This window comes from Pseudomonas sp. FDAARGOS_761, from assembly GCF_013343155.1.
GTDB lineage: Bacteria > Pseudomonadota > Gammaproteobacteria > Pseudomonadales > Pseudomonadaceae > Pseudomonas > Pseudomonas aeruginosa.
Window position 1 is genome coordinate 1,029,131 of sequence record NZ_CP054572.1, and the last position, 23,374, is coordinate 1,052,504.

21 protein-coding genes are annotated in these 23,374 nt (G+C 67.0%); 18 read left to right on the forward strand and 3 right to left on the reverse strand.

Going from position 1 to position 23,374, the window contains the following annotated elements; all coding sequences use genetic code 11:
- Positions 1-221: 221 nt before the first annotated feature.
- Complete coding sequence (locus FOC67_RS04850) at positions 222-2,417, reverse strand: FUSC family protein (protein WP_003105982.1); 2,196 nt, start codon at positions 2,415-2,417, stop codon at positions 222-224.
- A gap of 219 nt (positions 2,418-2,636) precedes the next feature.
- On the opposite strand from FOC67_RS04850, the gene FOC67_RS04855 reads away from it, so the two are divergent.
- Positions 2,637-3,581: a LysR family transcriptional regulator gene (locus tag FOC67_RS04855; protein ID WP_003085907.1), complete on the forward strand. Its 945-nt coding sequence runs from the start codon at positions 2,637-2,639 to the stop codon at positions 3,579-3,581.
- A gap of 21 nt (positions 3,582-3,602) precedes the next feature.
- On the opposite strand, the gene FOC67_RS04860 is transcribed toward FOC67_RS04855, so the two are convergent.
- A complete protein-coding gene (locus tag FOC67_RS04860) occupies positions 3,603-4,499 on the reverse strand; it encodes a LysR substrate-binding domain-containing protein (RefSeq protein ID WP_003085908.1) in 897 nt (298 codons plus the stop codon).
- 116 nt (positions 4,500-4,615) lie between these two features.
- Between FOC67_RS04860 and FOC67_RS04865 the strand changes: the two genes are divergently transcribed.
- The 16 genes from FOC67_RS04865 (at position 4,616) to argR (ending at position 21,519) form a co-directional block, all read left to right on the forward strand.
- Positions 4,616-5,443: a MaoC family dehydratase N-terminal domain-containing protein gene (locus FOC67_RS04865; protein WP_003085910.1), complete on the forward strand. Its 828-nt coding sequence runs from the start codon at positions 4,616-4,618 to the stop codon at positions 5,441-5,443.
- 45 nt (positions 5,444-5,488) lie between these two features.
- Positions 5,489-6,649 carry an acyl-CoA dehydrogenase family protein gene (locus FOC67_RS04870; RefSeq protein WP_003085913.1) on the forward strand — a complete coding sequence of 387 codons (1,161 nt, stop codon included), beginning with the start codon at positions 5,489-5,491 and terminating at the stop codon, positions 6,647-6,649.
- Between the two features lie 14 nt (positions 6,650-6,663).
- On the forward strand, positions 6,664-7,044 hold the full coding sequence (locus FOC67_RS04875) for a VOC family protein (RefSeq protein ID WP_003085915.1): 381 nt from the start codon (positions 6,664-6,666) through the stop codon (positions 7,042-7,044).
- A 38-nt stretch (positions 7,045-7,082) separates the two neighbouring features.
- Entirely contained in the window at positions 7,083-8,435 is a 1,353-nt protein-coding gene (locus FOC67_RS04880; RefSeq protein WP_003134275.1) for an MmgE/PrpD family protein, read from the forward strand.
- A 55-nt stretch (positions 8,436-8,490) separates the two neighbouring features.
- On the forward strand, positions 8,491-9,693 hold the full coding sequence (locus tag FOC67_RS04885; protein ID WP_003110264.1) for a CaiB/BaiF CoA-transferase family protein: 1,203 nt from the start codon (positions 8,491-8,493) through the stop codon (positions 9,691-9,693).
- A 10-nt stretch (positions 9,694-9,703) separates the two neighbouring features.
- Entirely contained in the window at positions 9,704-10,531 is an 828-nt protein-coding gene (locus tag FOC67_RS04890; protein ID WP_003134274.1) for a CoA ester lyase, read from the forward strand.
- A 113-nt stretch (positions 10,532-10,644) separates the two neighbouring features.
- Entirely contained in the window at positions 10,645-11,640 is a 996-nt protein-coding gene (locus FOC67_RS04895; protein WP_009315301.1) for a TRAP transporter substrate-binding protein, read from the forward strand.
- Between the two features lie 48 nt (positions 11,641-11,688).
- A complete protein-coding gene (locus FOC67_RS04900) occupies positions 11,689-12,327 on the forward strand; it encodes a TRAP transporter small permease (protein WP_009315302.1) in 639 nt (212 codons plus the stop codon).
- Positions 12,324-13,607: a C4-dicarboxylate TRAP transporter large permease protein DctM gene (gene dctM / locus FOC67_RS04905; RefSeq protein WP_003085927.1), complete on the forward strand. Its 1,284-nt coding sequence runs from the start codon at positions 12,324-12,326 to the stop codon at positions 13,605-13,607. The genes FOC67_RS04900 and dctM overlap by 4 nt, the downstream gene beginning before the upstream one ends.
- A gap of 182 nt (positions 13,608-13,789) precedes the next feature.
- Positions 13,790-15,745, forward strand: coding sequence for an acetate--CoA ligase (gene acs, locus FOC67_RS04910; RefSeq protein WP_003110260.1), 1,956 nt, complete (start codon positions 13,790-13,792; stop codon positions 15,743-15,745).
- Between the two features lie 540 nt (positions 15,746-16,285).
- A complete protein-coding gene (locus FOC67_RS04915; RefSeq protein ID WP_003085932.1) occupies positions 16,286-17,065 on the forward strand; it encodes an ABC transporter substrate-binding protein in 780 nt (259 codons plus the stop codon).
- A 118-nt stretch (positions 17,066-17,183) separates the two neighbouring features.
- Complete coding sequence (locus FOC67_RS04920; protein ID WP_003085934.1) at positions 17,184-17,873, forward strand: ABC transporter permease; 690 nt, start codon at positions 17,184-17,186, stop codon at positions 17,871-17,873.
- Positions 17,874-17,889: 16 nt separating this feature from the next.
- Entirely contained in the window at positions 17,890-18,588 is a 699-nt protein-coding gene (locus FOC67_RS04925; protein WP_003085936.1) for an ABC transporter permease, read from the forward strand.
- Positions 18,589-18,601: 13 nt separating this feature from the next.
- Positions 18,602-19,714, forward strand: coding sequence for a M14 family metallopeptidase (locus tag FOC67_RS04930; protein WP_003085938.1), 1,113 nt, complete (start codon positions 18,602-18,604; stop codon positions 19,712-19,714).
- Positions 19,715-19,732: 18 nt separating this feature from the next.
- Complete coding sequence (aotP, locus tag FOC67_RS04935) at positions 19,733-20,497, forward strand: arginine/ornithine transport ATP-binding protein AotP (RefSeq protein ID WP_003085940.1); 765 nt, start codon at positions 19,733-19,735, stop codon at positions 20,495-20,497.
- Between the two features lie 32 nt (positions 20,498-20,529).
- Positions 20,530-21,519, forward strand: coding sequence for a transcriptional regulator ArgR (gene argR, locus FOC67_RS04940; RefSeq protein ID WP_003085944.1), 990 nt, complete (start codon positions 20,530-20,532; stop codon positions 21,517-21,519).
- Positions 21,520-21,539: 20 nt separating this feature from the next.
- Here the strand turns inward: argR and FOC67_RS04945 are convergent, their stop codons facing one another.
- Positions 21,540-21,863: a hypothetical protein gene (locus FOC67_RS04945; RefSeq protein WP_022580718.1), complete on the reverse strand. Its 324-nt coding sequence runs from the start codon at positions 21,861-21,863 to the stop codon at positions 21,540-21,542.
- 166 nt (positions 21,864-22,029) lie between these two features.
- Here FOC67_RS04945 and aruC point away from each other — a divergent pair, with 166 nt between their 5' ends.
- The gene (aruC, locus tag FOC67_RS04950) at positions 22,030-23,250 is read left to right on the forward strand and encodes a bifunctional succinylornithine transaminase/acetylornithine aminotransferase (protein WP_003085948.1); all 1,221 of its coding nucleotides are present in this window, start codon (positions 22,030-22,032) and stop codon (positions 23,248-23,250) included.
- Positions 23,251-23,374 lie beyond the last annotated feature (124 nt).

Sequence of the window (23,374 nt, forward strand, 5' to 3'; positions counted from 1 at the left end):
AGACAGGCGGACAGGTCACCGGGGCAACTCGATAAACAAGGCTGGGTAAGTAAGTCTGCAATCAAGTTGCGGAGTCGAAGTTCAACGGGAGTTAACTTCGGCTGTTGGGTTTATTGTAAGTTGGGATAGGCTGCGACATATAGACTCAGTCAAGACAAGAACCTTGTACGGATCGGTAACAATATCCCTGTGGCCTTCTGCGCCGCGGCTTTGCGACCGGCTCACGGGTTTCTTTCCTGGCCCAGGGGCGATTGCGGGTCGAGCAGGGCGCTGCGAATGAAGTGCAGGTAGCTGAGCACCCGTCGCAGCGGCGAGGTATCGAACTGCGGTGCGCGCGGCTCCGGCGCCGCCCGTACCGCCATGATCGCCTGGTTCACCGCGTGCAGGGCGCGCTGGCGGTTGCTCGGCCCGGGTTGCAGGAACAGCCGGATCAGCGCCCGGCCCATCAGGCGGATCGCCCGGCGCCAGGCGGTGCGTTCGGCGTAGCAGGGCTCCTGGGGCAGGCGTTGCTGTTCGAGGCGCAGCTCGATGATCGCCTGGCCGACCTCCAGCACCAGGAACATCCAGCCCAGCAACCGGCGTTGCACGTCCGGGCGGCCGGCGGAGAAGGTGTAGGCCTGGTTCAGCAGGTCGCGGGTGCCGCTTTCGAAACCGGAGACCAGGCCCTTGCTCTTGCCGCTGATGGCGAACACCACCCGCTCGCGCAGGTCGTGCTCCAGGCGCTTCCACATCCACGGCCGGTTCGGCGGCAGGATCACCATGGCGGCGACCGTGGCGAGGACCATCGACAAGAGTAGTGCCAGGTATTCGTTGAAGAAGGCCAGGGCGTCGTAGCGCGCCATGTTGGCCGGCAGCGAGGCGAAGCAGAACCACACCAGTAGGCCGACGCCGTAGCCGTTCCACTGCGGCCGCCAGAGCAGCAGGGCGCCGACCGCGAAGACCGGCAGCAGGCAGCAGAGCAGCATCGGGAAACCGTCCACGTGGGGTAGCAGGTAGAGCAGCACGAACAGCCCGGTGCAGGCCCCGGCGAGGGTCCCGAGGGTGAGTTGCAGCGACAACCGGCCGGGATTCGGCGAGGTCGAGGAGAGCGCCGAGATCAGTACCGCGGTGAGGGCGAAGGTGCCGCCGTGGGGCCAGGAGGTCTGGATCCAGAACGTGCCGAGCAGGCCGATCATCAGCGCGCTGCGCGCTCCGGCGACCAGCGCGGCGACCGGGTTGGCGCGGGCGACGAAGCTTTCCTTCCATTGCTCGCGGGCATGGTGGTGTTCGGCCAGGGAAGCGTGGGTCAGGGCGTAGTTGTGCAGGTCGTCGGTGAAACGGAAGGCCAGTTCGGCAGCGGTGTTGAAATCCAGCAGGTCGTTCTCGCCGGGGCGCTGCTCCACCAGGCGCTGGCGGGCCTGGCGGATGTTCTGCATCAGTTCCGGCTTGTAGGCCTCGATGCGTTCGGCCAGGCGCGCGGCGTCGGCGTCGGTGGGCGTCCGTTCGCGAATCGGCGCGAGCAGCCCGGCAAGCTCCGCCAGGCAGGGCGCCAGGACCTCCAGGACATTCTGCGCCCCGCGCCCGCGCAGGCGTTCGAGCAGGCGGTGGAGGCCGTGGAAGCGACTGGTCATGACCATGAATTCGTTGTTCAGGCGAATCAGCCGGCCGCTGCGCAGGCGCATGTGCGGATCTTCGAAAGTAGTGGCGCTGCGCAGGTTTTCCAGGCCCACGGACTGGGCGACGAAGCGCGCGCTGAGCTCGCCGAAGCGCTCGCCGTCGAGGCTGCCCTGCAGGCCTTCGGCGGCGAACCCGGCGAAGTCGCGGAAGCGCCCGTAGAGTGTGTTGCGCAGGGCGGCGCCGCTGGTCTGCGGCAGGAAGATGGCGCTGACGGTACCGGTGCAGAGGATGCCCAGGGATATTTCCAGGACCCGCCACAGCGCCGCCATGAAGGCGCCTTCCGGGTGCGCGGTGGCTGGAATCCCGATCATGGTCGCGGTGTAGCCGGCGAGTACGCAGGCGTAGCCGCGGAAATCGCGGTAGCGCGCGGCGCCGGCGGTGCACAGGCCGACCCAGAGCGCCAGGCAGGCGAGGAACAGCACGCGCTCCTGGGCGAACAGGGCGATCAGAGTGACCATCACGCTGAGGCCGATCAGGGTTCCGACGATGCGGTAGAAGCTCTTGGCCAGGACCTGCCCGCTCTGCGTCTGCATGACGATGAAGACCGTCACCAGCACCGTGCTCGGCTGCGGCAGTTCCAGGCGATAGGCCAGCCACAGGGCGAGGCTGGCGGTGAGCAGGGCCTTGAACACGAAGACCCAGGCGACGCCGTCGCTACGCGCCCATTCGAGCAGGGCGCGGCGCAATTCGTCGGGGCTGGGAAAGAACGCGAGGGGAGCCGGTGGAACCAGGGGGAGACCTTTCCGGGTGGCGCGGGGCACTGCTGCGAATCCTGAACGACGGCGAGGGGAGGCCGAAACGGCTGGGAATTCTAGGAGCGCCCGCGCTTGCGGATAAGAGCTCGGATAGGTGAAAAATTTTTGTCACAAAAGGCAATAATAGGTGGGTTGACTCGTGACAGAATCTGCGCCGCCTTGGGGTGTCCTCCGGGTTGCGTGGAAAAGAGACGCGCCATAAGCGTCAGAGCCTAGAGGGCCGTGATGGATATCCTGTTCAATATGCGCGCGTTCGTCAGCGTCGCGGAGACCGGCAGTTTCACTGCCGCCGCCCAGCGCCTGGACCTGACGACCGCCTATGTCTCCCGTGCGGTGGCCAAGCTGGAGGCCCACCTGCAGACCCGCCTGCTGCATCGCACCACCCGGCGCATCGCGCTGACCGAAGCCGGGCAGCGCTACCTGATGCGCGCCCAGCAGATACTCGCCTACATCGAGGAGGCCGAGGCCGAGGCGGGCGACGCCCATGCGCGGCCGTCGGGCACGCTGAAGGTCCACGCGATGACCGGCATCGGCCAGCACTACCTGATCAAGGCCATCTCGCAATATTGCGAGACCTACCCGGAGGTTGGCTTCGACCTGACCCTGGCCAACCGGATCACCGACATTCTCGACGAGGGCTACGACATTTCCGTGGTGATCGCCCCCGAGCTGCCGGACTCCGGTTTCGTCTCCAAGTGCATCGGCCAGACCTACAGCATCCTCTGCGCCTCGCCGGGCTACATTGCCGCGCACGGCTTCCCCAAGCTGCCGGCGGAGCTGTCCGCGCACCGTTGCCTGCGCCTGGTGAACTCGGTGATGTCGCTGGACCGCTGGCTGTTCGACGGGCCCGACGGCCAGGAACTGGCCTGCATCAACCAGACGCATTTCCAGGTCAACACCGCCGACGCCATGACCGAGGCGGTGGTCTCCGGCATGGGTATCGGCGCGCTGCCGGTGTACGCGGCGGTCAACGGCCTGAAGGACGGCAGCCTGGTGCGGGTGTTGCCGCGCTATAGCCTGTTCCATCTCAACGTCTACGCCCTCTACCCCTCGCGGCAGTACCTGGATGCGAAGATCCGCACCTGGGTCGAGTTCCTCCGCGAGCACATGCCGGCGATGCTCGCCGCGGACGAGCGCAGCCTGGCGGAGAGCGGTGGGTTGGCGAACTGAGCGGGAGTGGTGGGCGGCGCCCTACAGGCTGTCTCCCACCCTCTGCAACTCCTCGATCAACGCCCGCAGGCAACTCGGCAGTGCTTCCAGGTCGCGTACCAGCAGGCTGCGCTCGCGGATCGCCCAGGGCTCGTCGAGTTCGATGGTCGCCAGTTTCATCGTCCGGCTGTGGCGGCGCGCGGCGGACTGCGGGATCACGCCGATACCGACGCCGCCCTCGATCATCCGGCAGATCGCCTCGAAGCTGGAGACCTGGATGCGCAGCGATAGCTGCTCGCCCATCTGCTCCACCCGTTCGTACAGGAAGGCGTGCAGGGTGGTGCCCTCGGGCAGGCCGATATGCTGGAACTGCAGGGTGTCGCGCAGGCGTACCCTGGCCTGTCCGGCCAGCGGATGGCCCTGGGGCACCGCCATCACCAGGCGGTCGGTGCTGAAATGCAGGACCTGCAGGCCACTGGCCGCCACCGGCCCGGCGATGATGCCGAGGTCGGTGGAGCCGTCCAGCACGCCGCGGACAATGTCGCGGCTGAGGCGTTCCTGCAGGTCGACGGTGACCCCGGGACGAGCGGCAAGGAAGCCGGCGAGGATTTCCGGGAGGAATTCGGTGACCGCGGTGGTATTGGCGAAGATGCGGATATGCCCGGCGGCGTCGCTGCCGTACTCGGTGAACTCGCTCTTCAGGTATTCCACCTGGCGCATGATCAGCCGCGCGTGCTGTAGCAGGCGCTGGCCCGCCGGGGTCAGTTCGACGCCGCGGCTGTCGCGGTACAGCAGGCGGCTGCCGAGCTGGCCTTCGAGCGCCTTGACCCGTGCGCTGGCGGCGGCCGGGGAAAGGAAGGCGCGGCGCGCGCCCTGGGTCAGGCTGGGCGACTCGGCGATATGGATGAACAGGCGCAGGTCGGCGAGATCGAAATGCATGGGCACTCCATGGCGTTCGGCAAATCCGAACGCGCCATTGCGTAATTGCAAATTCTCAAAACGCTAGCATCCTATCATTCTCCTCCCATCACCCCCTAGGTCATGGGAAGCCACGCATGAGTGAGTCCGCTTTCGCCCCCTGGATCGGTCGCCAGGAAGAAACCCACGATCAATTGAGCCGCAACCTGGTCAAGCGCATCGCCGCCACCTTCGGCGAGCCGACCCCGGCCCACGGCGAAGCGCTGCCGCCGCTCTGGCACTGGGCGTTCTTCCAGGACCCGGTGGAGGCCGCCGGCCTCGGCGTCGACGGCCACCCGGCGCGCGGCGGTTTCCTGCCGCCGGCGGACGATCGCAACCGCATGTGGGCCGGCGGGCGCCTGGAGTTCCACCAGCCGCTGCGGGTCGGCGGCGAGGCCAGCCGCACCTCGACCATCCTCCGGGTCGAGGAGAAGCACGGGCGCAGCGGCGCGCTGCTGTTCGTCACCCTGCGCCACGACTACCGCCAGGACGGCCAACTGGCGCTGAGCGAAGAGCACGACATCGTCTACCGCGAACCGACCCCGCCCAAGCTCGGCGGTACCGAGGCATTGCCCGAGGGCGACTGGCGCGAGGCGCTGGAACCCGATCCGGTGTTGCTGTTCCGCTACTCGGCGGTGACTTTCAACGGCCACCGCATTCACTACGACTGGCCCTATGTCACCGATGCCGAAGGCTATCCGGGCCTGGTGGTGCACGGTCCGCTGATCGCCACCCTGGCCCTGCGCGCGTTCTGCCGGGCCAATCCGCAGGCACGCCTGCGTCGCTTCGCCTATCGCGGCCTGCGCCCGCTGATCTGTCCCGAGCCGTTCGAGGTCGGCGGCCGCCTGCTCGCTGCCGGCAAGGCCGAGGTATGGGTCGGCAATGGCGCCGGCCTGGCCCAGCGCGGCGACGTGGAATTCGATTGAAAGGGCCCCAGCGCCCATCCAACGACAAGAATCGAGGAGTCACCGATGAATCCGAACAGCGAAGAGCTGAACGCGATCCGCGAGGGCGTACGTGCCCTCTGCGCCGAATTCGACGCCGCCTACTGGCGCCGCATCGACGAGCAGCGCGGTTTTCCCGAGGCCTTCGTCAAGGCCCTGACCGACGCCGGCTGGCTCTCGGCGATGATCCCGGAGGAGTACGGCGGTTCCGGCCTGGGCCTGGCCGAGGCCTCGGTGATCCTGGAGGAAGTCAACCGCTGCGGCGGCAACTCCGGCACCGTGCACGGGCAGATGTACAACATGTTCACGCTGCTGCGTAACGGCAGCGAGGCGCAGAAGCGCTTCTACCTGCCGAAGCTGGCCAGCGGCGAGCTGCGCCTGCAGTCGATGGGGGTGACCGAGCCGACCACCGGCACCGATACCACCAAGATCAAGACCACCGCCGTGCGCAAGGGCGACCGCTATGTGATCAACGGGCAGAAGGTGTGGATCTCGCGGATCCAGCACTCCGACCTGATGATCCTGCTGGCGCGCACCACGCCGCTGGCCGAGGTGAAGCGCAAGTCCGAAGGCATGTCGATCTTCCTCGTCGACCTGCGCGAGGCCATCGGCAAGGGCCTGACCGTGCAGCCGATCGCCAACATGGTCAACCACGAGACCAACGAGCTGTTCTTCGACAACCTGGAGATCCCCGCCGATAGCCTGATCGGTGAGGAAGGCAAGGGCTTCCGCTACATCCTCGACGGCCTCAATGCCGAGCGCACCCTGATCGCCGCCGAATGCATCGGCGACGGCCGCTGGTTCATCGACAAGGCCAGCCACTATGCCCGCGACCGCGTGGTCTTCGGCCGGCCGATAGGGCAGAACCAGGGCGTGCAGTTCCCCATCGCCGAGGCGCACATCGAAGTGGAGGCCGCCGACCTGATGCGCTGGCGCGCCTGCCAGGAGTACGACGCCGGGCTCAACGCCGGGGCCAGCGCGAACATGGCCAAGTACCTGGCGGCGAAAGCTTCCTGGGAGGCGGCCAACGCCTGCCTGCAGACCCACGGCGGCTTCGGCTTCGCCTGCGAGTACGACGTCGAGCGCAAGTTCCGCGAGACCCGCCTGTACCAGGTGGCGCCGATCTCCACCAACCTGATCCTGTCCTACGTGGCCGAGCACCTGCTCGAACTGCCGCGCTCGTTCTGAAGCGGGAGCCGCCCATGCAGATCGACCGTCTCGACCACCTGGTGCTCACCGTCCGCGACATCGACGCCAGCATCGATTTCTACACCCGCGTACTGGGTATGCGCGCCGTTACCTTCGGCGCGGGTCGCAAGGCCCTCGCCTTCGGTGCGCAGAAGATCAACCTGCACCAGGCCGGGGGCGAATTCGAACCCAAGGCCGAGCGACCTACGCCGGGGTCCGCCGACCTCTGTTTCATCGTCGCCACGCCACTCGAGGCGGTGGCCGAGCAACTGCGCCAGCAGGCCGTGGAAATCCTCGAGGGCCCGGTGCAGCGCACCGGCGCCGGCGGGCCGATCCTCTCGCTGTACCTGCGCGACCCCGACCTGAACCTGATCGAACTGAGCAACCCGCTGTAGGCCGCGTGCCTCGGGACAACTACAAGAGAGCGTTGGTCATGACCGACTACACCCAGCAACTCGCCGGCTTTCTCGCCGGCCTGCGCTACCAGGACCTGCCGCCGGCGGTGCTGGCGCGGATGGAAGAATTGTTCCTCGACTGGCTCGGCTCGGCGCTGGCCGGCAAGGGCCAGCATCCGATCCCATTGTTCGAGCGCTACGCCGAACGCATGGGCCCGGCCGATGGTAGCGCGCAGATCCTGCCCAGCCGGCGGCGCAGCTCGCCGTATTTCGCCGCCCTGGTGAACGGCGCGGCTTCCCACGTGGTGGAGCAGGACGACCTGCACAACAGCTCGGTGCTGCACCCCGCGGCAGTGGTCTTCCCTGCCGCCCTGGCCGCGGCCCAGGACCTCGGCCGCAGTGGCGCCGAGCTGATCCTCGCGGCGGTGGCCGGCTACGAGGCCGGCATCCGCATCGGCGAATTCCTCGGTCGTTCCCACTACCGGGTGTTCCATACCACTGCCACGGTCGGCACCCTCGCCGCGGCAGTGGCGGTGGGCAAGCTGATGGACTTCGACCGCGAGCGCTTCGTCGACCTGCTCGGCAGCGCCGGAACCCAGGCCGCCGGGCTCTGGGAGTTCCTCCGCGACGCCGCCGATTCCAAGCAGTTGCATACCGCCAAGGCCGCCGCCGACGGGCTGCTCGCCGCCTATCTCACCGCCGACGGCCTGAGCGGCGCGCGACACATCCTCGAAGGCGAGCAGGGGATGGCCGCCGGGATGTCCAGCGACGCCGACCCCGAGCGCCTGGTGGATCGCCTCGGCAGCCGCTGGGCGTTGCTGGAAACCTCGTTCAAGTTCCACGCCTCGTGCCGCCATACCCATCCCGCGGCCGACGCGCTGCTGGCGCTGATGCAGCGCGAAGGGCTCGATCACTCGCAGATCGCCGCGGTCACTGCGCGGGTCCACCAGGGCGCCATCGACGTGCTCGGCCGGGTGGTCGAGCCGCAGACCGTGCACCAGGCGAAGTTCTCCATGGGCACCGTGCTGGGCCTGATCGCCGTGTACGGCAAGGCCGGCCTCGGCGAGTTCCATCGGCATGCGCTGAGCGACCCACGGGTCGCTGCGTTCCGCGAGCGGGTCGAGATGCGCCTGGACCCGGAGGTCGACGCCGCCTATCCGCAGCGCTGGCTCGGGCGGGTCGAAGTACTGGATGGCGAAGGGCGGCGCCATACCGCCGCCATCGACGAACCGAAGGGCGATCCCGGCAATACCCTCAGCCGCGACGAGCTGGCCGACAAGTTCCGCCGCCTGCTGGCGTTTTCCGGCGCGGCCACCGGCGCCGAGGCGGAGATCCTTATCCAGCGGGCCTGGGGCCTGCGTCAGGCGCCTTCCGTAACGCCCCTGATCTGATCAACCGAACCAGCCGCACCTCGTCTTCGACGGACGAGGGCAGGGAGTCCGACCCATGACGCAATCCCACCAGCCGCGCCCGCTCGACGGCATCACCGTGGTCAGCCTGGAGCACGCCATCGCCGCGCCCTTCTGCACCCGCCAACTGGCCGATCTCGGCGCGCGGGTGATCAAGATCGAACGCCCCGGCGTCGGCGATTTCGCCCGCGGTTACGACGAGCGGGTCAACGGCCTGTCGTCGCACTTCGTCTGGACCAATCGTTCCAAGCAGAGCCTCAGCCTCGATCTCAAGCAGGCCGAGGCGCTGCCGTTGCTGGAGAAGCTGCTGGCCGGCGCCGACGTGCTGGTGCAGAACCTCGCGCCGGGCGCCGCCGCGCGCCTGGGCCTGTCCTACGAGGCGTTGCGCGAGCGCTTCCCGCGACTGATCGTCTGCGATATCTCCGGCTACGGCGAAGGCGGTCCCTACGAGAAGAAGAAGGCCTACGACCTGCTGATCCAGAGCGAGGGCGGCTTCCTTTCGGTGACCGGCGGCGCCGGGCCGAACGAGATGGCCAAGGCCGGCTGTTCGATCGCCGATATCGCCGCCGGCATGTACGCCTACAGCAGCATCCTCTCGGCCCTGCTGCTGCGCGAGCGCACTGGCGAGGGCAGCCGCATCGACGTGTCGATGCTGGAGAGCCTGGTGGAGTGGATGGGCTACCCGATGTACTACGCCTACCAGGACGCGCCGCCACCGCCGCGCGCCGGCGCTTCGCACTCGACCATCTACCCCTATGGGCCATTCCCCGCCGGCGACGGCGGCACGGTGATGCTCGGCCTGCAGAACGAGCGCGAGTGGCGGGCCTTCTGCGACAAGGTCCTGCGCCGCCCGGAGCTGGCCGACGACGAACGCTTCTCGGCGAACTTCAAGCGCTCGGCCAACCGCGAGGAGCTGCGCGCGCTGATCGTCGAAGCCTTCGCCGCCTTGCCGGCCGCCGAGGTGGTGGCGCGCCTGGAACAGGCGCAGATCGCCAACGCCCACGTCAACGACATGGCCGGGGTCTGGGCGCACCCGCAGTTGCAGGCGCGGCAACGCTGGACCTCCATCGACAGCCCGGCCGGGCGCCTGCCGGCGTTGTTGCCGCCGGCCAGCAGCAGCGCCTTCGTTCCGCGCATGGATGCGGTGCCGGCGCTGGGCGGCGACAGCGACGCGCTGCTTGCCGAACTGGGCTGTACCGCGGCCGATATCCAGCGCCTGCGCGCGACCGGAACGGTATGAGGAGGCGGACATGAACCGACAGATCGTGCGCAGCGCGCTGTTCGTCCCGGCGACCCGCCCGGAGCGGATCCCCAAGGCCCTTGCCAGCGGCGCCGACCGGGTCATCGTCGACCTCGAGGATGCGGTGGAGGAGGGGCTGAAGGTCGAGGCGCGGGCCAATCTCCGGCGTTTCCTCGTCGATACGCCGGAAGCCCGGGTGCTGGTGCGGATCAACGCGGCGGAGCATCCCGGACATGCCGACGACCTGGCGCTGTGCCGCGACCACGCCGGAGTGATCGGCCTGCTCCTGCCGAAAGTGGAGAGCGCCGCCCAGGTGCGCCACGCCGCCGTGGCCAGCGGCAAGCCGGTCTGGCCCATCGTCGAGAGTGCCCGCGGCCTTGCCGCGCTGGGCGAGATCGCCGCCGCCGCGGGGGTCGAGCGGCTGTCCTTCGGCAGCCTCGACCTGGCCCTGGATCTCGATCTCAACACCGGCAGCAACGCAGCCGAACAGATTCTCGGTCACGCCCGTTACGCGCTGCTCCTGCAATCGCGCCTGGCAGGCCTGGCGCCGCCGCTGGACGGCGTCTATCCGGCGATCCAGAACCGTGTCGGACTGGTCGAGGCAGTGCGCTTCGCTCGCGACATGGGCTTCGGCGGGTTGCTGTGCATCCATCCGAGCCAGGTCGAGCCGATCCACCAGACATTGATGCCGAGTCTCGCGGAACTGGAGTGGGCGCGTCGGGTGGCAGAGGCCGGCGCCTCCGGTGCCGGCGTCTTCGTGGTCGACGGCGAGATGGTCGACGCGCCGGTGCTGGGACGCGCGCGACGCCTGCTGGAGCGGGCCGGGGAGGGTGGCTGAACGCGTTCGACAGACGCGAACGCGGGCTTGAGCAATGGCGAATTCTCCGAACGCGCCGGCTGCGTCAGGCTCGTCGATACCTCGAAAGCACAACAACAATCTGAGGTCACGAAATGTTCAAGACGATGGTACGGGCGCTGTTGTGCGCCCTGGCGATCGGTGGCTCCTGCCTGGCGAATGCCGCGCAGCCGATCGTCATCAAGTTTTCCCACGTGGTCGCGGAAAACACGCCCAAGGGCCAGGGCGCGCTGCTGTTCAAGAAGCTCGTCGAACAGCGCCTGGGCGGCCGGGTCGAGGTGGACGTCTATCCCAACTCGTCGCTGTTCGGCGATGGCAAGGAAATGGAGGCGCTGCTGCTGGGCGACGTGCAGATGCTAGCGCCGTCCCTGGCCAAGTTCGAGCAGTACACGCGCAAGGTGCAGATCTTCGACCTGCCGTTCCTCTTCGACGACATCCAGGCGGTCGACCGCTTCCAGCGCAGCCCGCAGGGGCGCGCCCTGCTGACCAGCATGCAGGGCAAGGGCATCCTCGGCCTGGCCTACTGGCACAACGGGATGAAGCAGCTCTCCGCCAATCGCCCGTTGCTGGAGCCGGAAGACGCGCGCGGGCTGAAATTCCGCGTGCAGGCCTCCGACGTGCTCAATGAGCAGTTCCGCCAGCTCCGCGCGATCTCCCGGAAGATGTCCTTCGCCGAGGTCTACCAGGGCTTGCAGACCGGCGTGGTGAATGGCACCGAGAACACCTGGTCGAACTACGAGAGCCAGAAGGTCAACGAGGTGCAGAAGTATTTCACCGAGTCCAACCACGGCCTGGTGGACTACATGGTGATCACCAACGCGAAGTTCTGGAACGGCCTCCCGGCGGACATCCGCGAAGCGCTGCAGCGGATCATGGACGAGGTCACCGTGCAGGTGAACATCGAAGCCGAGCGCCTCAACCGCGACGCCCGCCAGCGCATCCTCGCCAGTGGTGTCAGCGAGATCCATACCCTGACCCCGCAGCAGCGCGCCGACTGGCGCCAGGCGATGCAGCCGGTATGGCAGAAATTCCGCGGCAATGTCGGCGCTGACCTGCTCCAGGCCGCCGAAGCCTCCAACCGTCCCGATTGACCCGTCCGGCCCCGCCCGGCCGGGCGGGGCATTGTGGAGAACGCTGCGATGAATCGACTCGTGCGCGTCTGGAACCGCTTCGAGGAGGGCGCTATCGCCTTCCTGCTGGCGGCGATGACGCTGGTGACCTTCCTCTATGTGGTGATGACCAACGTCTTCACCCTGTTCTACGACCTCGGCGACCGCCTGCCGGCACTGCGGGCTCCGCTGTACTCGGTGGGCGACGCAATCCTCGGGGTAGCCCAGGACATGTCCTGGAGCAACGCGCTGACCAAGGCGCTGTTCGGCTGGCTGATCTTCCTCGGCATCGCCTACGGCGTACGCACCGCCGGCCACCTCGGGGTGGACGCCCTGGTGCGCCTGACGCCGCGTCCCTTGCAGCGCCTGATCGGGATACTCGCCTGCCTTTGCTGCCTGGGCTACGCCGGGCTGTTCATGGTCGCCAGCTACGACTGGGTGAAGACCCTGTTGGTCGCCGGCATCGGCGCCGAGGACCTCGACCACTTCGGCATCCTCCAGGCCTACATCGCGGTGGTGGTGCCGGTCGGCTTCGGCCTGGTGCTGCTGCGCTACCTGGAAATCCTCGTCAACCTGTTGCGCGGTCGCCAGCTCGGGCTGGGCCTCGCCGACGAGGCCGCCGAGGCCTCCAAACTGGCCGGCGAAGAGGCCGGGGAGAACCGCCCATGACCGTGCTGATCCTGTTCCTGCTGCTGTTCCTGTTCATGTTCATCGGCGTGCCCATCGCCATCTCCCTGGGGTTGTCCGGCGCCCTGACGATCCTGCTGTTCAGCCCGGATTCGGTACGCTCGCTGGCGATCAAGCTGTTCGAGACCTCCGAGGCCTACACCCTGCTGGCGATCCCGTTCTTCCTGCTCTCCGGCGCGTTCATGACCACCGGTGGCGTGGCGCGGCGCCTGATCGACTTCGCCAATGCCTGCGTCGGGCATATCCGCGGTGGCCTGGCGATCGCTGCGGTGCTCGCTTGCATGCTGTTCGCCGCGCTGTCCGGTTCGTCGCCGGCGACAGTGGCGGCGGTCGGCTCGATCGCCGTGGCCGGCATGGTCCGCTCCGGCTATCCGCGCGCCTTCGGCGCGGGGATCATCTGCAATGCCGGGACCCTGGGCATCCTCATCCCGCCATCGATCGTGATGGTGGTCTACGCCGCCGCCACCGAGACCTCGGTGGGCAAGCTGTTCGTCGCCGGGGTGGTTCCGGGGTTGTTGCTCGGGGTGATCCTGATGGTGGTGATCTACATCGTCGCACGGGTCAAGAAGCTGCCGGCGCAGCCGCGCGCCAGCTTCCGCGAGTGGCTGGCCGCCGCACGCCGTGCAGGCTGGGGCCTGTTGCTGCTGGTGATCATCCTCGGCGGCATCTATTCCGGGCTGTTCACCCCCACCGAGGCGGCGGCGGTGGCGGCGGTGTACTCGGCCTTCGTCGCGCTGTTCGTGTACAAGGACATGCGCCTGCGCGACTGTCCCAAGGTGCTGCTGGAGTCGGGGCGGCTGAGCATCATGCTGATGTTCATCATCGCCAACGCCATGCTCTTCGCCCATGTGTTGACCACCGAGCAGATCCCCCAGCAGATCACCGAATGGGTGGTGCAGGAAGGCCTGACCCCGATCGGCTTCCTGCTGATGGTCAACGTGGTGCTGCTGGTTGCCGGCAGCTTCATGGAGCCCTCGGCGATCGTGCTGATCCTGGCGCCGATCTTCTTCCCCATCGCCATGAAGCTGGGCATCGATCCGATCCACCTGGGTATCGTCATGGTGGTGAACATGGAGATCGGCCTGGTACACCCGCCAGTGGGCCTCAACCTGTTCGTCACCTCGGCGGTCACCGGCATGCCGCTGGGGGCGACCATCCGCGCGGCGCTGCCGTGGCTGATGATCCTGCTGCTGTTCCTGATCCTGGTGACCTACGTGCCGTTGATCTCGCTGTGGCTGCCGGGCCTGCTGGGCATGAGTTGAGGTCGCGGCGGCGGGGCGCGGGACGCGCTCCGCCGCCCGGCGCAAGGCTACGATCGGCGCGGCTTATAGCTACGATCGGCGCTGTCGCGCAGTGGTAAGACCATGGTCGTATGGTTCGTGGGGTGTGCGCTCGCTACAACTGGGCACAACAAAAACAACACTCACGTACCGAGGTTAAAGCCATGTCTGCGGCATCCCTGTACCCCGTGCACCCGGAAGCGGTGGCACGGACCTTCACCGACGAAGCCACCTACAAGACGATGTACCAGCAGTCCGTCGTCAACCCCGACGGCTTCTGGCGCGAGCAGGCCCAGCGGATCGACTGGATCAAGCCGTTCGAGAAGGTCAAGCAGACCTCCTTCGACGACCATCACGTGGACATCAAGTGGTTCGCCGACGGCACCCTCAACGTGTCGCACAACTGCCTCGACCGTCACCTCGCCGAACGCGGCGACCAGGTGGCGATCATCTGGGAAGGCGACGATCCCGCCGACCACCAGGAAATCACCTACCGCCAGCTCCACGAGCAGGTCTGCAAGTTCGCCAACGCCCTGCGCGGGCAGGACGTGCACCGCGGCGACGTAGTGACCATCTACATGCCGATGATCCCCGAGGCCGTGGTCGCCATGCTCGCCTGCACCCGCATCGGCGCGATCCACTCGGTGGTCTTCGGCGGCTTCTCCCCCGAGGCCCTGGCCGGACGCATCATCGATTGCAAGTCGAAGGTGGTGATCACCGCCGACGAAGGCGTGCGCGGCGGCAAGCGTACTCCGCTGAAGGCCAACGTCGACGACGCCCTGACCAACCCGGAAACCTCCAGCGTGCAGAAGATCATCGTCTGCAAGCGTACCGGCGCCGAGATCAAGTGGAACCAGCACCGCGACGTCTGGTACGACGACCTGATGAAGGTTGCCGGCAGCACTTGCGCACCCAAGGAAATGGGCGCCGAGGACCCGCTGTTCATCCTCTACACCTCCGGCTCCACCGGCAAGCCGAAGGGCGTGCTGCATACCACCGGCGGCTACCTGGTGTACGCCTCGCTGACCCACGAGCGGGTCTTCGACTACCGTCCGGGCGAAGTCTACTGGTGCACCGCCGACATCGGCTGGGTCACCGGCCACACCTACATCGTCTATGGCCCGCTGGCCAACGGCGCCACCACCATTCTGTTCGAGGGCGTGCCGAACTACCCCGACGTGACCCGCGTGGCGAAGATCATCGACAAGCACAAGGTCAACATCCTCTACACCGCGCCGACCGCGATCCGCGCGATGATGGCCGAAGGCAAGGCGGCGGTGGCCGGTGCCGACGGTTCCAGCCTGCGTCTGCTCGGTTCGGTGGGCGAGCCGATCAACCCGGAAGCCTGGCAGTGGTACTACGAGACCGTCGGCCAGTCGCGCTGCCCGATCGTCGACACCTGGTGGCAGACCGAGACCGGCGCCTGCCTGATGACCCCGCTGCCGGGCGCCCACGCGATGAAGCCGGGCTCCGCGGCCAAGCCGTTCTTCGGCGTGGTTCCGGCACTGGTGGACAACCTCGGCAACCTGATCGAGGGCGCCGCCGAGGGCAACCTGGTGATCCTCGACTCCTGGCCGGGCCAGGCGCGGACCCTGTTCGGCGACCATGACCGCTTCGTCGACACCTACTTCAAGACCTTCAAGGGCATGTACTTCACCGGCGACGGCGCGCGCCGCGACGAGGACGGCTACTACTGGATCACCGGGCGGGTCGACGACGTGCTCAACGTCTCCGGCCACCGCATGGGCACCGCCGAGGTGGAAAGCGCGATGGTCGCCCACCCGAAGGTCGCCGAGGCGGCGGTGGTCGGCATGCAGCACGACATCAAGGGGCAGGGCATCTATGTCTACGTCACCCTCAACTCCGGGGTCGAGCCGAGCGAGGCGCTGCGCCAGGAGCTGAAGCAATGGGTTCGCCGCGAGATCGGTCCGATCGCCACGCCGGATGTGATCCAGTGGGCGCCGGGACTGCCGAAGACCCGTTCGGGCAAGATCATGCGGCGCATCCTGCGCAAGATCGCCGCGGCCGAGTACGACACCCTCGGCGACATCTCCACCCTTGCCGACCCGGGCGTGGTTCAGCACCTGATCGAGACCCATCGCTCGATGCAGGCCGCCTGAATTCCGCCTGATCCGAAACGACCCCGCGCGGTGCGAGCCGCGCGGGGTCTTTCATTTGGCGCGGGCCGAGGAGGAGGGCGTTTCGAATGGGCTCGAGCCGGGAATGGGGCGGCGGTAACACTTCGGTGATGCGCGCCTGCGCATAATTGGGGCGAGAGGAAACGCCACGCACAGCAAAGGTGCGACACGGGGTAGCAGTCGAGGCGAGTCGTAGCGGCCAAGCCATTGAAGGAGAAGGAATTGGCAATTTATGGCTTGAGATTTGCTTTACTCATTGATTACACTTCGCGCTTTCCGGGCACAAATGTCGCTGCCTGTCAATATCGCCGAATGCCCTCTTCGGTGCTTTTATAATTAGTTGTCGCATTGAAGAAATAACCACTTTCGGCCTGTCGCTAGAATGCCGCTCACCCCAGCTGGCGCCCTGTCCACGAGAAGGCGCCATGCGCAAGAGCCGGTGATCACGCATATCCGTCGGCAGCCTGGGCAAGGTTCTATTTCTCCTGCCAATCGATGCCATCCCCTTCGAAGGAGTTCCAGATGAAGAAGCTCGCACTTCTCGGCGCCCTGGCGCTGTCCGTGCTCTCCCTGCCCACTTTCGCCGCCGACAAGCCGGTGCGCATCGGCATCGAGGCGGCCTACCCGCCGTTCTCGCTGAAGACCCCGGACGGCCAGTTGGCAGGCTTCGACGTGGATATCGGCAATGCCCTCTGCGAAGAGATGAAGGTGCAGTGCAAGTGGGTCGAGCAGGAGTTCGACGGCCTGATCCCGGCCCTCAAGGTGCGCAAGATCGATGCGATCCTCTCGTCGATGACCATTACCGACGAGCGCAAGCGTTCGGTGGACTTCACCAACAAGTACTACAACACCCCGGCGCGCTTCGTGATGAAGGAAGGCGCCAGCCTCAACGATCCCAAGGCCGACCTGAAGGGCAAGAAGGCCGGCGTGCTGCGTGGCAGTACCGCCGACCGCTACGCCTCCGCCGAACTGACCCCGGCCGGCGTCGAAGTGGTGCGCTACAACTCCCAGCAGGAAGCCAACATGGACCTGGTGGCCGGTCGCCTCGACGCGGTGGTCGCCGATTCGGTGAACCTCGAAGATGGCTTCCTCAAGACCGATGCCGGCAAGGGCTACGCCTTCGTCGGTCCGCAACTGACCGATGCCAAGTACTTCGGCGAAGGCGTCGGCATCGCCGTGCGCAAGGGCGATAGCGAGCTGGCCGGCAAGTTCAACGCGGCCATCGACGCGCTGCGCGCCAACGGCAAGTACAAGCAGATCCAGGACAAGTACTTCAGCTTCGACGTCTACGGTTCGAACTGACGCTATCCGTCAGAGGTGGCACAAACGTCCGCGACGCCTCGCGCTGTTTGTGCCACTTTTTTATTGAGTGGACGCCACTGCTTTAGCGCTGCATTAGCTGCATAGAGGTACCGTTTTGATGATCACTGGCTACGGTGCGACCATCGTCGATGGCGCCTGGCTGACTCTCCAGCTGGCCCTGCTTTCCATGCTCCTGGCCATCGTCCTCGGCCTGCTGGGCGCGGCCTTCCGCCTGTCGCCGGTGCGCTGGCTGGCCTGGTGCGGCGACCTGTACGCCACGGTAGTGCGCGGCATTCCCGACCTGGTGCTGATCCTGCTGATCTTCTACGGCGGCCAGGGCCTGCTGAACTGGGTCGCCCCGCAACTCGGCTACGACGACTACATCGACCTGAATCCCTTCGTGTCCGGCGTCGGCACCCTCGGCTTCATCTTCGGCGCCTATCTCTCGGAGACCTTCCGCGGCGCCTTCATGGCGATTCCCAAGGGCCAGGGCGAGGCCGGCTACGCCTACGGCATGAGCCACCGCCAGGTGTTCTTCCGCATCCAGGTGCCGCAGATGATCCGCCTGGCGATCCCCGGCTTCACCAACAACTGGCTGGTGCTGGTCAAGGCCACCGCGCTGATTTCCGTGGTCGGCCTGCAGGACATGATGTTCAAGGCCAAGCAGGCCTCCGATGCGACCCGCGAGCCGTTCACCTACTACCTCGCCGTGGCCGGCCTGTACCTGCTGGTGACCAGCGTGTCGCTGCTGTTGCTGCGCCTGCTCGAACGCCGCTATTCGGTCGGCGTGAAAACCGCGGAACTGTGAGTCAAGGGGCCCTATCGTGATCTTCGATTTCTCCGTCATCTGGGACAGCCTTCCGCTCTATTTCGACGGCCTGCTGGTCACCCTCAAGCTGCTCTCGATCTCCCTGCTGATCGGCCTGCTGCTGGCGGTGCCGCTGGCGCTGATGCGGGTCTCCAAGCAGCCGCTGGTGAACTTCCCGGCCTGGCTCTACACCTACGTGATCCGCGGCACGCCGATGCTGGTCCAGCTGTTCCTGATCTACTACGGCCTGGCGCAGTTCGACGCGGTGCGCGAGAGCGCGCTGTGGCCCTGGCTGTCGAACGCGTCCTTCTGCGCCTGCCTGGCGTTCGCCATCAACACCAGCGCCTACACCGCCGAGATCCTCGCCGGCAGCCTGAAGGCCACGCCCCATGGCGAGATCGAGGCGGCCAAGGCGATGGGCATGTCGCGCCTGAAGATGTACCGCCGCATCCTCCTGCCATCGGCACTGCGGCGTGCGCTGCCGCAGTACAGCAACGAAGTGATCATGATGCTGCAGACCACCAGCCTGGCGTCCATCGTCACCCTGGTGGACATCACCGGCGCCGCGCGAACCGTCTATTCGCAGTACTACCTGCCGTTCGAAGCGTTCATCACCGCCGGCCTGTTCTACCTGTGCCTGACCTTCATCCTGGTGCGCCTGTTCAAGCTTGCCGAGCGCCGCTGGCTGGCCTACCTGGCGCCGCGCAAATCCTGATCCGGAGGACCGCATGGAGCGTATCGACCACCTGCTGCCGTGGAGCACCCTGGGAAGCGAGAAGCGCCTGAGCGTGTTCCGCTTCGGCTGCGGCGCGCGCAAGGTCTACATCCAGTCCAGCCTGCACGCCGACGAGCTGCCGGGCATGCGCACCGCCTGGGAGCTGAAGCAGCGGTTGCGCCTGCTGGAGGCGGAAGGCCGCCTGCGCGGTACCGTCGAGCTGGTGCCGGTGGCCAATCCGGTCGGTCTCGGGCAGATGATCCAGGCGCTGCACCAGGGGCGCTTCGAAATGAGCAGCGGGCGCAACTTCAACCGCGATTTTCCCGACCTGCTGGACGCGGTGATCGACAGCGTCGGCGAGCGTCTCGGCAGCGATCCGGCGGCCAATGTCGCGCTGGTCCGCCAGGCCCTGCGCGCGGCGCTGGACGCCCTGCCGCCGGCGACCTCGGAACTGGAGGGCATGCAGCGCCTGCTCTATCGCCACGCCTGCGACGCCGACCTGGTGCTCGACCTGCATTGCGACTTCGAGGCCGCCATCCATCTCTATACCCTGCCGCAGCAATGGCCCGCCTTCGCCTCCCTGGCCGCACGCCTGGGCGCCGCCGTCGGGCTGCTCGCCGAGGAGTCCGGCGGCGGTTCCTTCGACGAGGCCTGCTCGGTGCCGTGGCTGCGCCTGTCGCGCCTGTATCCGCGCGCCGAGCTGCCGCTGGCCTGCCTGGCGACCACCGTCGAACTCGGCGGCCAGGCCGATACCACGGCGCAGCAGGCCGAGGCCAACGCCGCGGCGATCCTGGCCTTCCTCGCCGAGCAGGGCTTCGTCGAGGGCGAATGGCCGGCGGCGCCCGAAGCCTGCTGCGAAGGCTTGCCCTTCGAAGGCACCGAATACGTCCACGCCCCGCATACCGGCGTGGTGAGTTTCCTGCGCCGGCCGGGCGAATGGGTGGAGGCGGGCGAACCGCTGTTCCAGGTCATCGATCCCCTGGCCGACCGTGCCAGCACCGTGTGCGCCGGGGTCTCCGGCGTGCTTTTCGCCATCGAACGGATGCGCTACGCGCAGCCGGGACTCTGGCTGGCCAAGGTGGCCGGTCGTCAACCGATCCGTCAGGGACGCTTGCTCAGCGACTGATTAGCCGAGAACACACACATGTACAAACTGGAAGTCCAAGACCTGCACAAGCGCTACGGTAGCCACGAGGTGCTCAAGGGCGTCTCGCTGGCGGCGAAAGCGGGCGACGTGATCAGCATCATCGGCTCGAGCGGTTCCGGCAAGAGCACCTTCCTGCGCTGCATCAACCTGCTGGAGCAGCCGCACGCCGGCAAGATCCTGCTCAACGGCGAGGAGCTGAAGCTGGTGCCCGGCCGCGACGGCGCGCTGAAGGCCGCCGACTCCCGCCAGTTGCAGCGGATGCGCTCGCGCCTGTCGATGGTGTTCCAGCATTTCAACCTGTGGTCGCACATGAGCGCCCTGGAGAACGTCATCGAGGCGCCCGTGCATGTGCTCGGCGTGTCGAAGAAGGAAGCCATCGAGAAGGCCGAGCACTACCTGGCCAAGGTCGGCGTGGCGCACCGCAAGGACGCCTACCCGGCGCACATGAGCGGCGGCGAGCAGCAGCGCGTGGCGATCGCCCGGGCGCTGGCGGTGGAGCCGGAAGTGATGCTGTTCGACGAGCCGACCTCGGCGCTCGACCCCGAACTGGTGGGCGAAGTGCTGAAGGTCATGCAGGACCTGGCCCAGGAAGGCCGCACCATGGTGGTGGTGACCCACGAGATGGGTTTCGCCCGCGAGGTGTCGAACCAGTTGGTGTTCCTGCACAAGGGCCTGGTCGAGGAACACGGCTGCCCGAAGGAAGTCCTCGCCAACCCGCAGTCGGACCGCCTCAAGCAGTTCCTCTCCGGCAGCCTCAAGTAACATTCATCGCAGAGGCCGGCTAAGCTGCTCCCATGACTGCCCAACCCCAACGCATCGGTTTCCTCCTCTGGCCCGCCACCCGCGCGCTGACGCTATCGCTTGCCGAGGAAGCCCTGCGGGCGGCCCGGCGGTTGCACCCCGAGGCGCTCTACGAGCCGCTGTTCCTGCTCGCCGAAGCGCCGGCCGAAGAGGAGGGCTGGCGCCTGCCGGGAACGGCCTGGAACGGCAGGCTGGAGCAATGCTCGCGGCTGTTCCTGGTCGCCGACGAGGCGCCGGCGGCGGTGTCGCCAGCGCTGGGCCTGGCGCTCAAGCAACTGGCGCGTTCGGGAGCGGCGATCGGCGCGCTGTCCGCCGGCATCTACCCGCTGGCCCAGCTCGGCCTGCTCGACGGTTATCGCGCCGCGGTGCACTGGCGTTGGCACGATGACTTCACCGAGCGCTTCCCCAAGGTCATCGCCACCAACCACCTGTTCGAGTGGGATCGCGACCGCATGACCGCCTGCGGCGGCATGGCGGTACTCGACCTGCTGCTGGCGCTGCTGTCCCGCGACCATGGCGCTGAACTGGCCGGCGCGGTCTCGGAAGAGCTGGTGGTGGAGCGCATTCGCGAAGGCAACGAGCGCCAGCGCATCCCGCTGAAGAATCGCCTCGGCTCCAGCCATCCGAAGCTGACCCAGGCGGTACTGCTGATGGAAGCCAATATCGAGGAGCCACTGACCACCGACGAGATCGCCCAGCATGTGTGCGTTTCGCGGCGCCAGTTGGAACGGATCTTCAAGCAATACCTGAACCGCGTACCCAGCCAGTACTACCTGGAGCTGCGCCTGAACCGCGCGCGGCAGATGCTGATGCAGACCAGCAAGTCGATCATCCAGATCGGCCTGTCCTGCGGTTTCTCTTCCGGGCCGCATTTCTCCAGCGCCTACCGCAACTTCTTCGGCGTCACTCCGCGCGAGGACCGCAACCAGCGGCGCGGCGGCAGCGCCTTCGAGACGACCTTCACTCCCGTCGAACGCGGCTGATCGCCAACGGCGCGGCGGTTTCAGCCGGGTTTTGCGACGCCCCGGGAGGCGGATCGCCTCGGGAAGTCGCCGAGTTCGCGACGGGCCGTCGGAATGATCGCCTCCAGCAGTTCCAGCGGAACGTCGCTGGCGAACAGGTTGACCACGAAACGCCGGCCGGCGTCGTCGCGAAATACCTCGAACAGCGGCTGTTCGCCGCGCCAGCACTCCAGGCCGAGGCCGTCGCGCGGATTGACGTCGGAGGCGAAGACGAGACGGTAGTCGATTCCCTCGATGGGCATGGCTTGTTTCCCTGCTGTTCCCGCCCGCGGGGCGGCGTAGAAGAAGTATGCAACCGAGTGCATCGCGCGTTTACACTGCGCCTTCCCGATGCTTTCTGTCGCATTTCCGAAAGCCGCGGAAATTCCCGGGTTGGCGCTATAACAAGTTGTCGCATGGCGGCAATGCCGGCCCGGTCCCAATCCCTACAATCCTTTCATCGATAGCCGCCTTCAGGCAGGAGAAACACCGATGTCCGCTCCCCATGCGCAGGTAGAACGTGCCGATTTCGACCGGTATATGGTCCCCAACTACGCCCCCGCCGCCTTCATCCCGGTGCGAGGCGAGGGATCGCGCGTCTGGGACCAGAGCGGCCGCGAACTGATCGATTTCGCCGGCGGCATCGCCGTGACCTCCCTGGGCCACGCGCATCCGGCGCTGGTCAAGGCGCTCACCGAGCAGGCCCAGCGCATCTGGCACGTTTCCAACGTCTTCACCAACGAGCCGGCCCTGCGCCTGGCGCGCAAGCTGGTGGACGCCACCTTCGCCGAGCGGGTGTTCCTCGCCAACTCCGGCGCCGAGGCCAACGAGGCGGCCTTCAAGCTGGCTCGCCGCTACGCCAACGATGTCTACGGCCCGCAGAAGTACGAGATCATCGCCGCCAGCAACAGCTTCCACGGGCGCACCCTGTTCACCGTCAACGTCGGCGGCCAGCCGAAGTATTCCGATGGCTTCGGGCCCAAGTTCGAGGGTATCACCCACGTTCCCTACAACGACCTGGAAGCGCTGAAGGCGGCGATCTCCGACAAGACCTGCGCCGTGGTGCTGGAACCGATCCAGGGCGAGGGCGGCGTGCTGCCGGCGCAGCAGGCCTACCTGGAAGGGGCGCGCAAGCTGTGCGACGAGCACAACGCGCTGCTGGTCTTCGACGAGGTCCAGAGCGGCATGGGCCGGGTCGGCGAGCTGTTCGCCTACATGCACTACGGCGTGGTCCCGGACATCCTCTCCAGTGCCAAGAGCCTGGGCGGCGGCTTCCCTATCGGTGCGATGCTGACCACCGGCGAGATCGCCAAGCACCTGTCGGTCGGCACCCACGGCACCACCTACGGCGGCAACCCGCTGGCCTCGGCGGTGGCCGAGGCGGCGCTGGACGTGATCAATACCCCGGAAGTGCTGGATGGCGTGAAGGCCAAGCATGAGCGCTTCAAGTCCCGCCTGCAGAAGATCGGCCAGGAGTACGGCATCTTCGGCGAGATTCGCGGCATGGGCCTGCTGATCGGCGCGGCGCTGACCGACGAGTGGAAGGGCAAGGCCAGGGATGTGCTCAACGCCGCCGAGAAAGAGGCGGTCATGGTGCTCCAGGCCAGCCCGGACGTGGTGCGCTTCGCGCCGAGCCTGGTGATCGACGACGCCGAGATCGACGAAGGCCTGGAGCGCTTCGAGCGCGCCGTGGCCAAGCTGGTCCGCGGCTGAGCGAACCCACGGGGCCCCGGCGCAGGCCGGGGCACCCGATGCGACATCCCGGAGCGGCCCGCGCCGGAGCCGGGAACCGTGCCGCCGTGCGTGGCGCGGGATATTCCCTGCTGGACGTTCGAAA

Coding starts and splice junctions, on each gene's coding strand:
- FOC67_RS04890 (WP_003134274.1), top strand. CDS start 9,704: ATGAACCGACAGATCGTGCGCAGCGCGCTGTTCGTCCCGGCGACCCGC.
- FOC67_RS04880 (WP_003134275.1), top strand. CDS start 7,083: ATGACCGACTACACCCAGCAACTCGCCGGCTTTCTCGCCGGCCTGCGC.
- dctM (WP_003085927.1), top strand. CDS start 12,324: ATGACCGTGCTGATCCTGTTCCTGCTGCTGTTCCTGTTCATGTTCATC.
- argR (WP_003085944.1), top strand. CDS start 20,530: ATGACTGCCCAACCCCAACGCATCGGTTTCCTCCTCTGGCCCGCCACC.
- acs (WP_003110260.1), top strand. CDS start 13,790: ATGTCTGCGGCATCCCTGTACCCCGTGCACCCGGAAGCGGTGGCACGG.
- FOC67_RS04915 (WP_003085932.1), top strand. CDS start 16,286: ATGAAGAAGCTCGCACTTCTCGGCGCCCTGGCGCTGTCCGTGCTCTCC.
- FOC67_RS04870 (WP_003085913.1), top strand. CDS start 5,489: ATGAATCCGAACAGCGAAGAGCTGAACGCGATCCGCGAGGGCGTACGT.
- FOC67_RS04895 (WP_009315301.1), top strand. CDS start 10,645: ATGTTCAAGACGATGGTACGGGCGCTGTTGTGCGCCCTGGCGATCGGT.
- FOC67_RS04920 (WP_003085934.1), top strand. CDS start 17,184: ATGATCACTGGCTACGGTGCGACCATCGTCGATGGCGCCTGGCTGACT.
- aotP (WP_003085940.1), top strand. CDS start 19,733: ATGTACAAACTGGAAGTCCAAGACCTGCACAAGCGCTACGGTAGCCAC.
- FOC67_RS04945 (WP_022580718.1), bottom strand. CDS start 21,863: ATGCACTCGGTTGCATACTTCTTCTACGCCGCCCCGCGGGCGGGAACA.
- FOC67_RS04865 (WP_003085910.1), top strand. CDS start 4,616: ATGAGTGAGTCCGCTTTCGCCCCCTGGATCGGTCGCCAGGAAGAAACC.
- aruC (WP_003085948.1), top strand. CDS start 22,030: ATGTCCGCTCCCCATGCGCAGGTAGAACGTGCCGATTTCGACCGGTAT.
- FOC67_RS04930 (WP_003085938.1), top strand. CDS start 18,602: ATGGAGCGTATCGACCACCTGCTGCCGTGGAGCACCCTGGGAAGCGAG.
- FOC67_RS04875 (WP_003085915.1), top strand. CDS start 6,664: ATGCAGATCGACCGTCTCGACCACCTGGTGCTCACCGTCCGCGACATC.
- FOC67_RS04900 (WP_009315302.1), top strand. CDS start 11,689: ATGAATCGACTCGTGCGCGTCTGGAACCGCTTCGAGGAGGGCGCTATC.
- FOC67_RS04860 (WP_003085908.1), bottom strand. CDS start 4,499: ATGCATTTCGATCTCGCCGACCTGCGCCTGTTCATCCATATCGCCGAG.
- FOC67_RS04885 (WP_003110264.1), top strand. CDS start 8,491: ATGACGCAATCCCACCAGCCGCGCCCGCTCGACGGCATCACCGTGGTC.
- FOC67_RS04855 (WP_003085907.1), top strand. CDS start 2,637: ATGGATATCCTGTTCAATATGCGCGCGTTCGTCAGCGTCGCGGAGACC.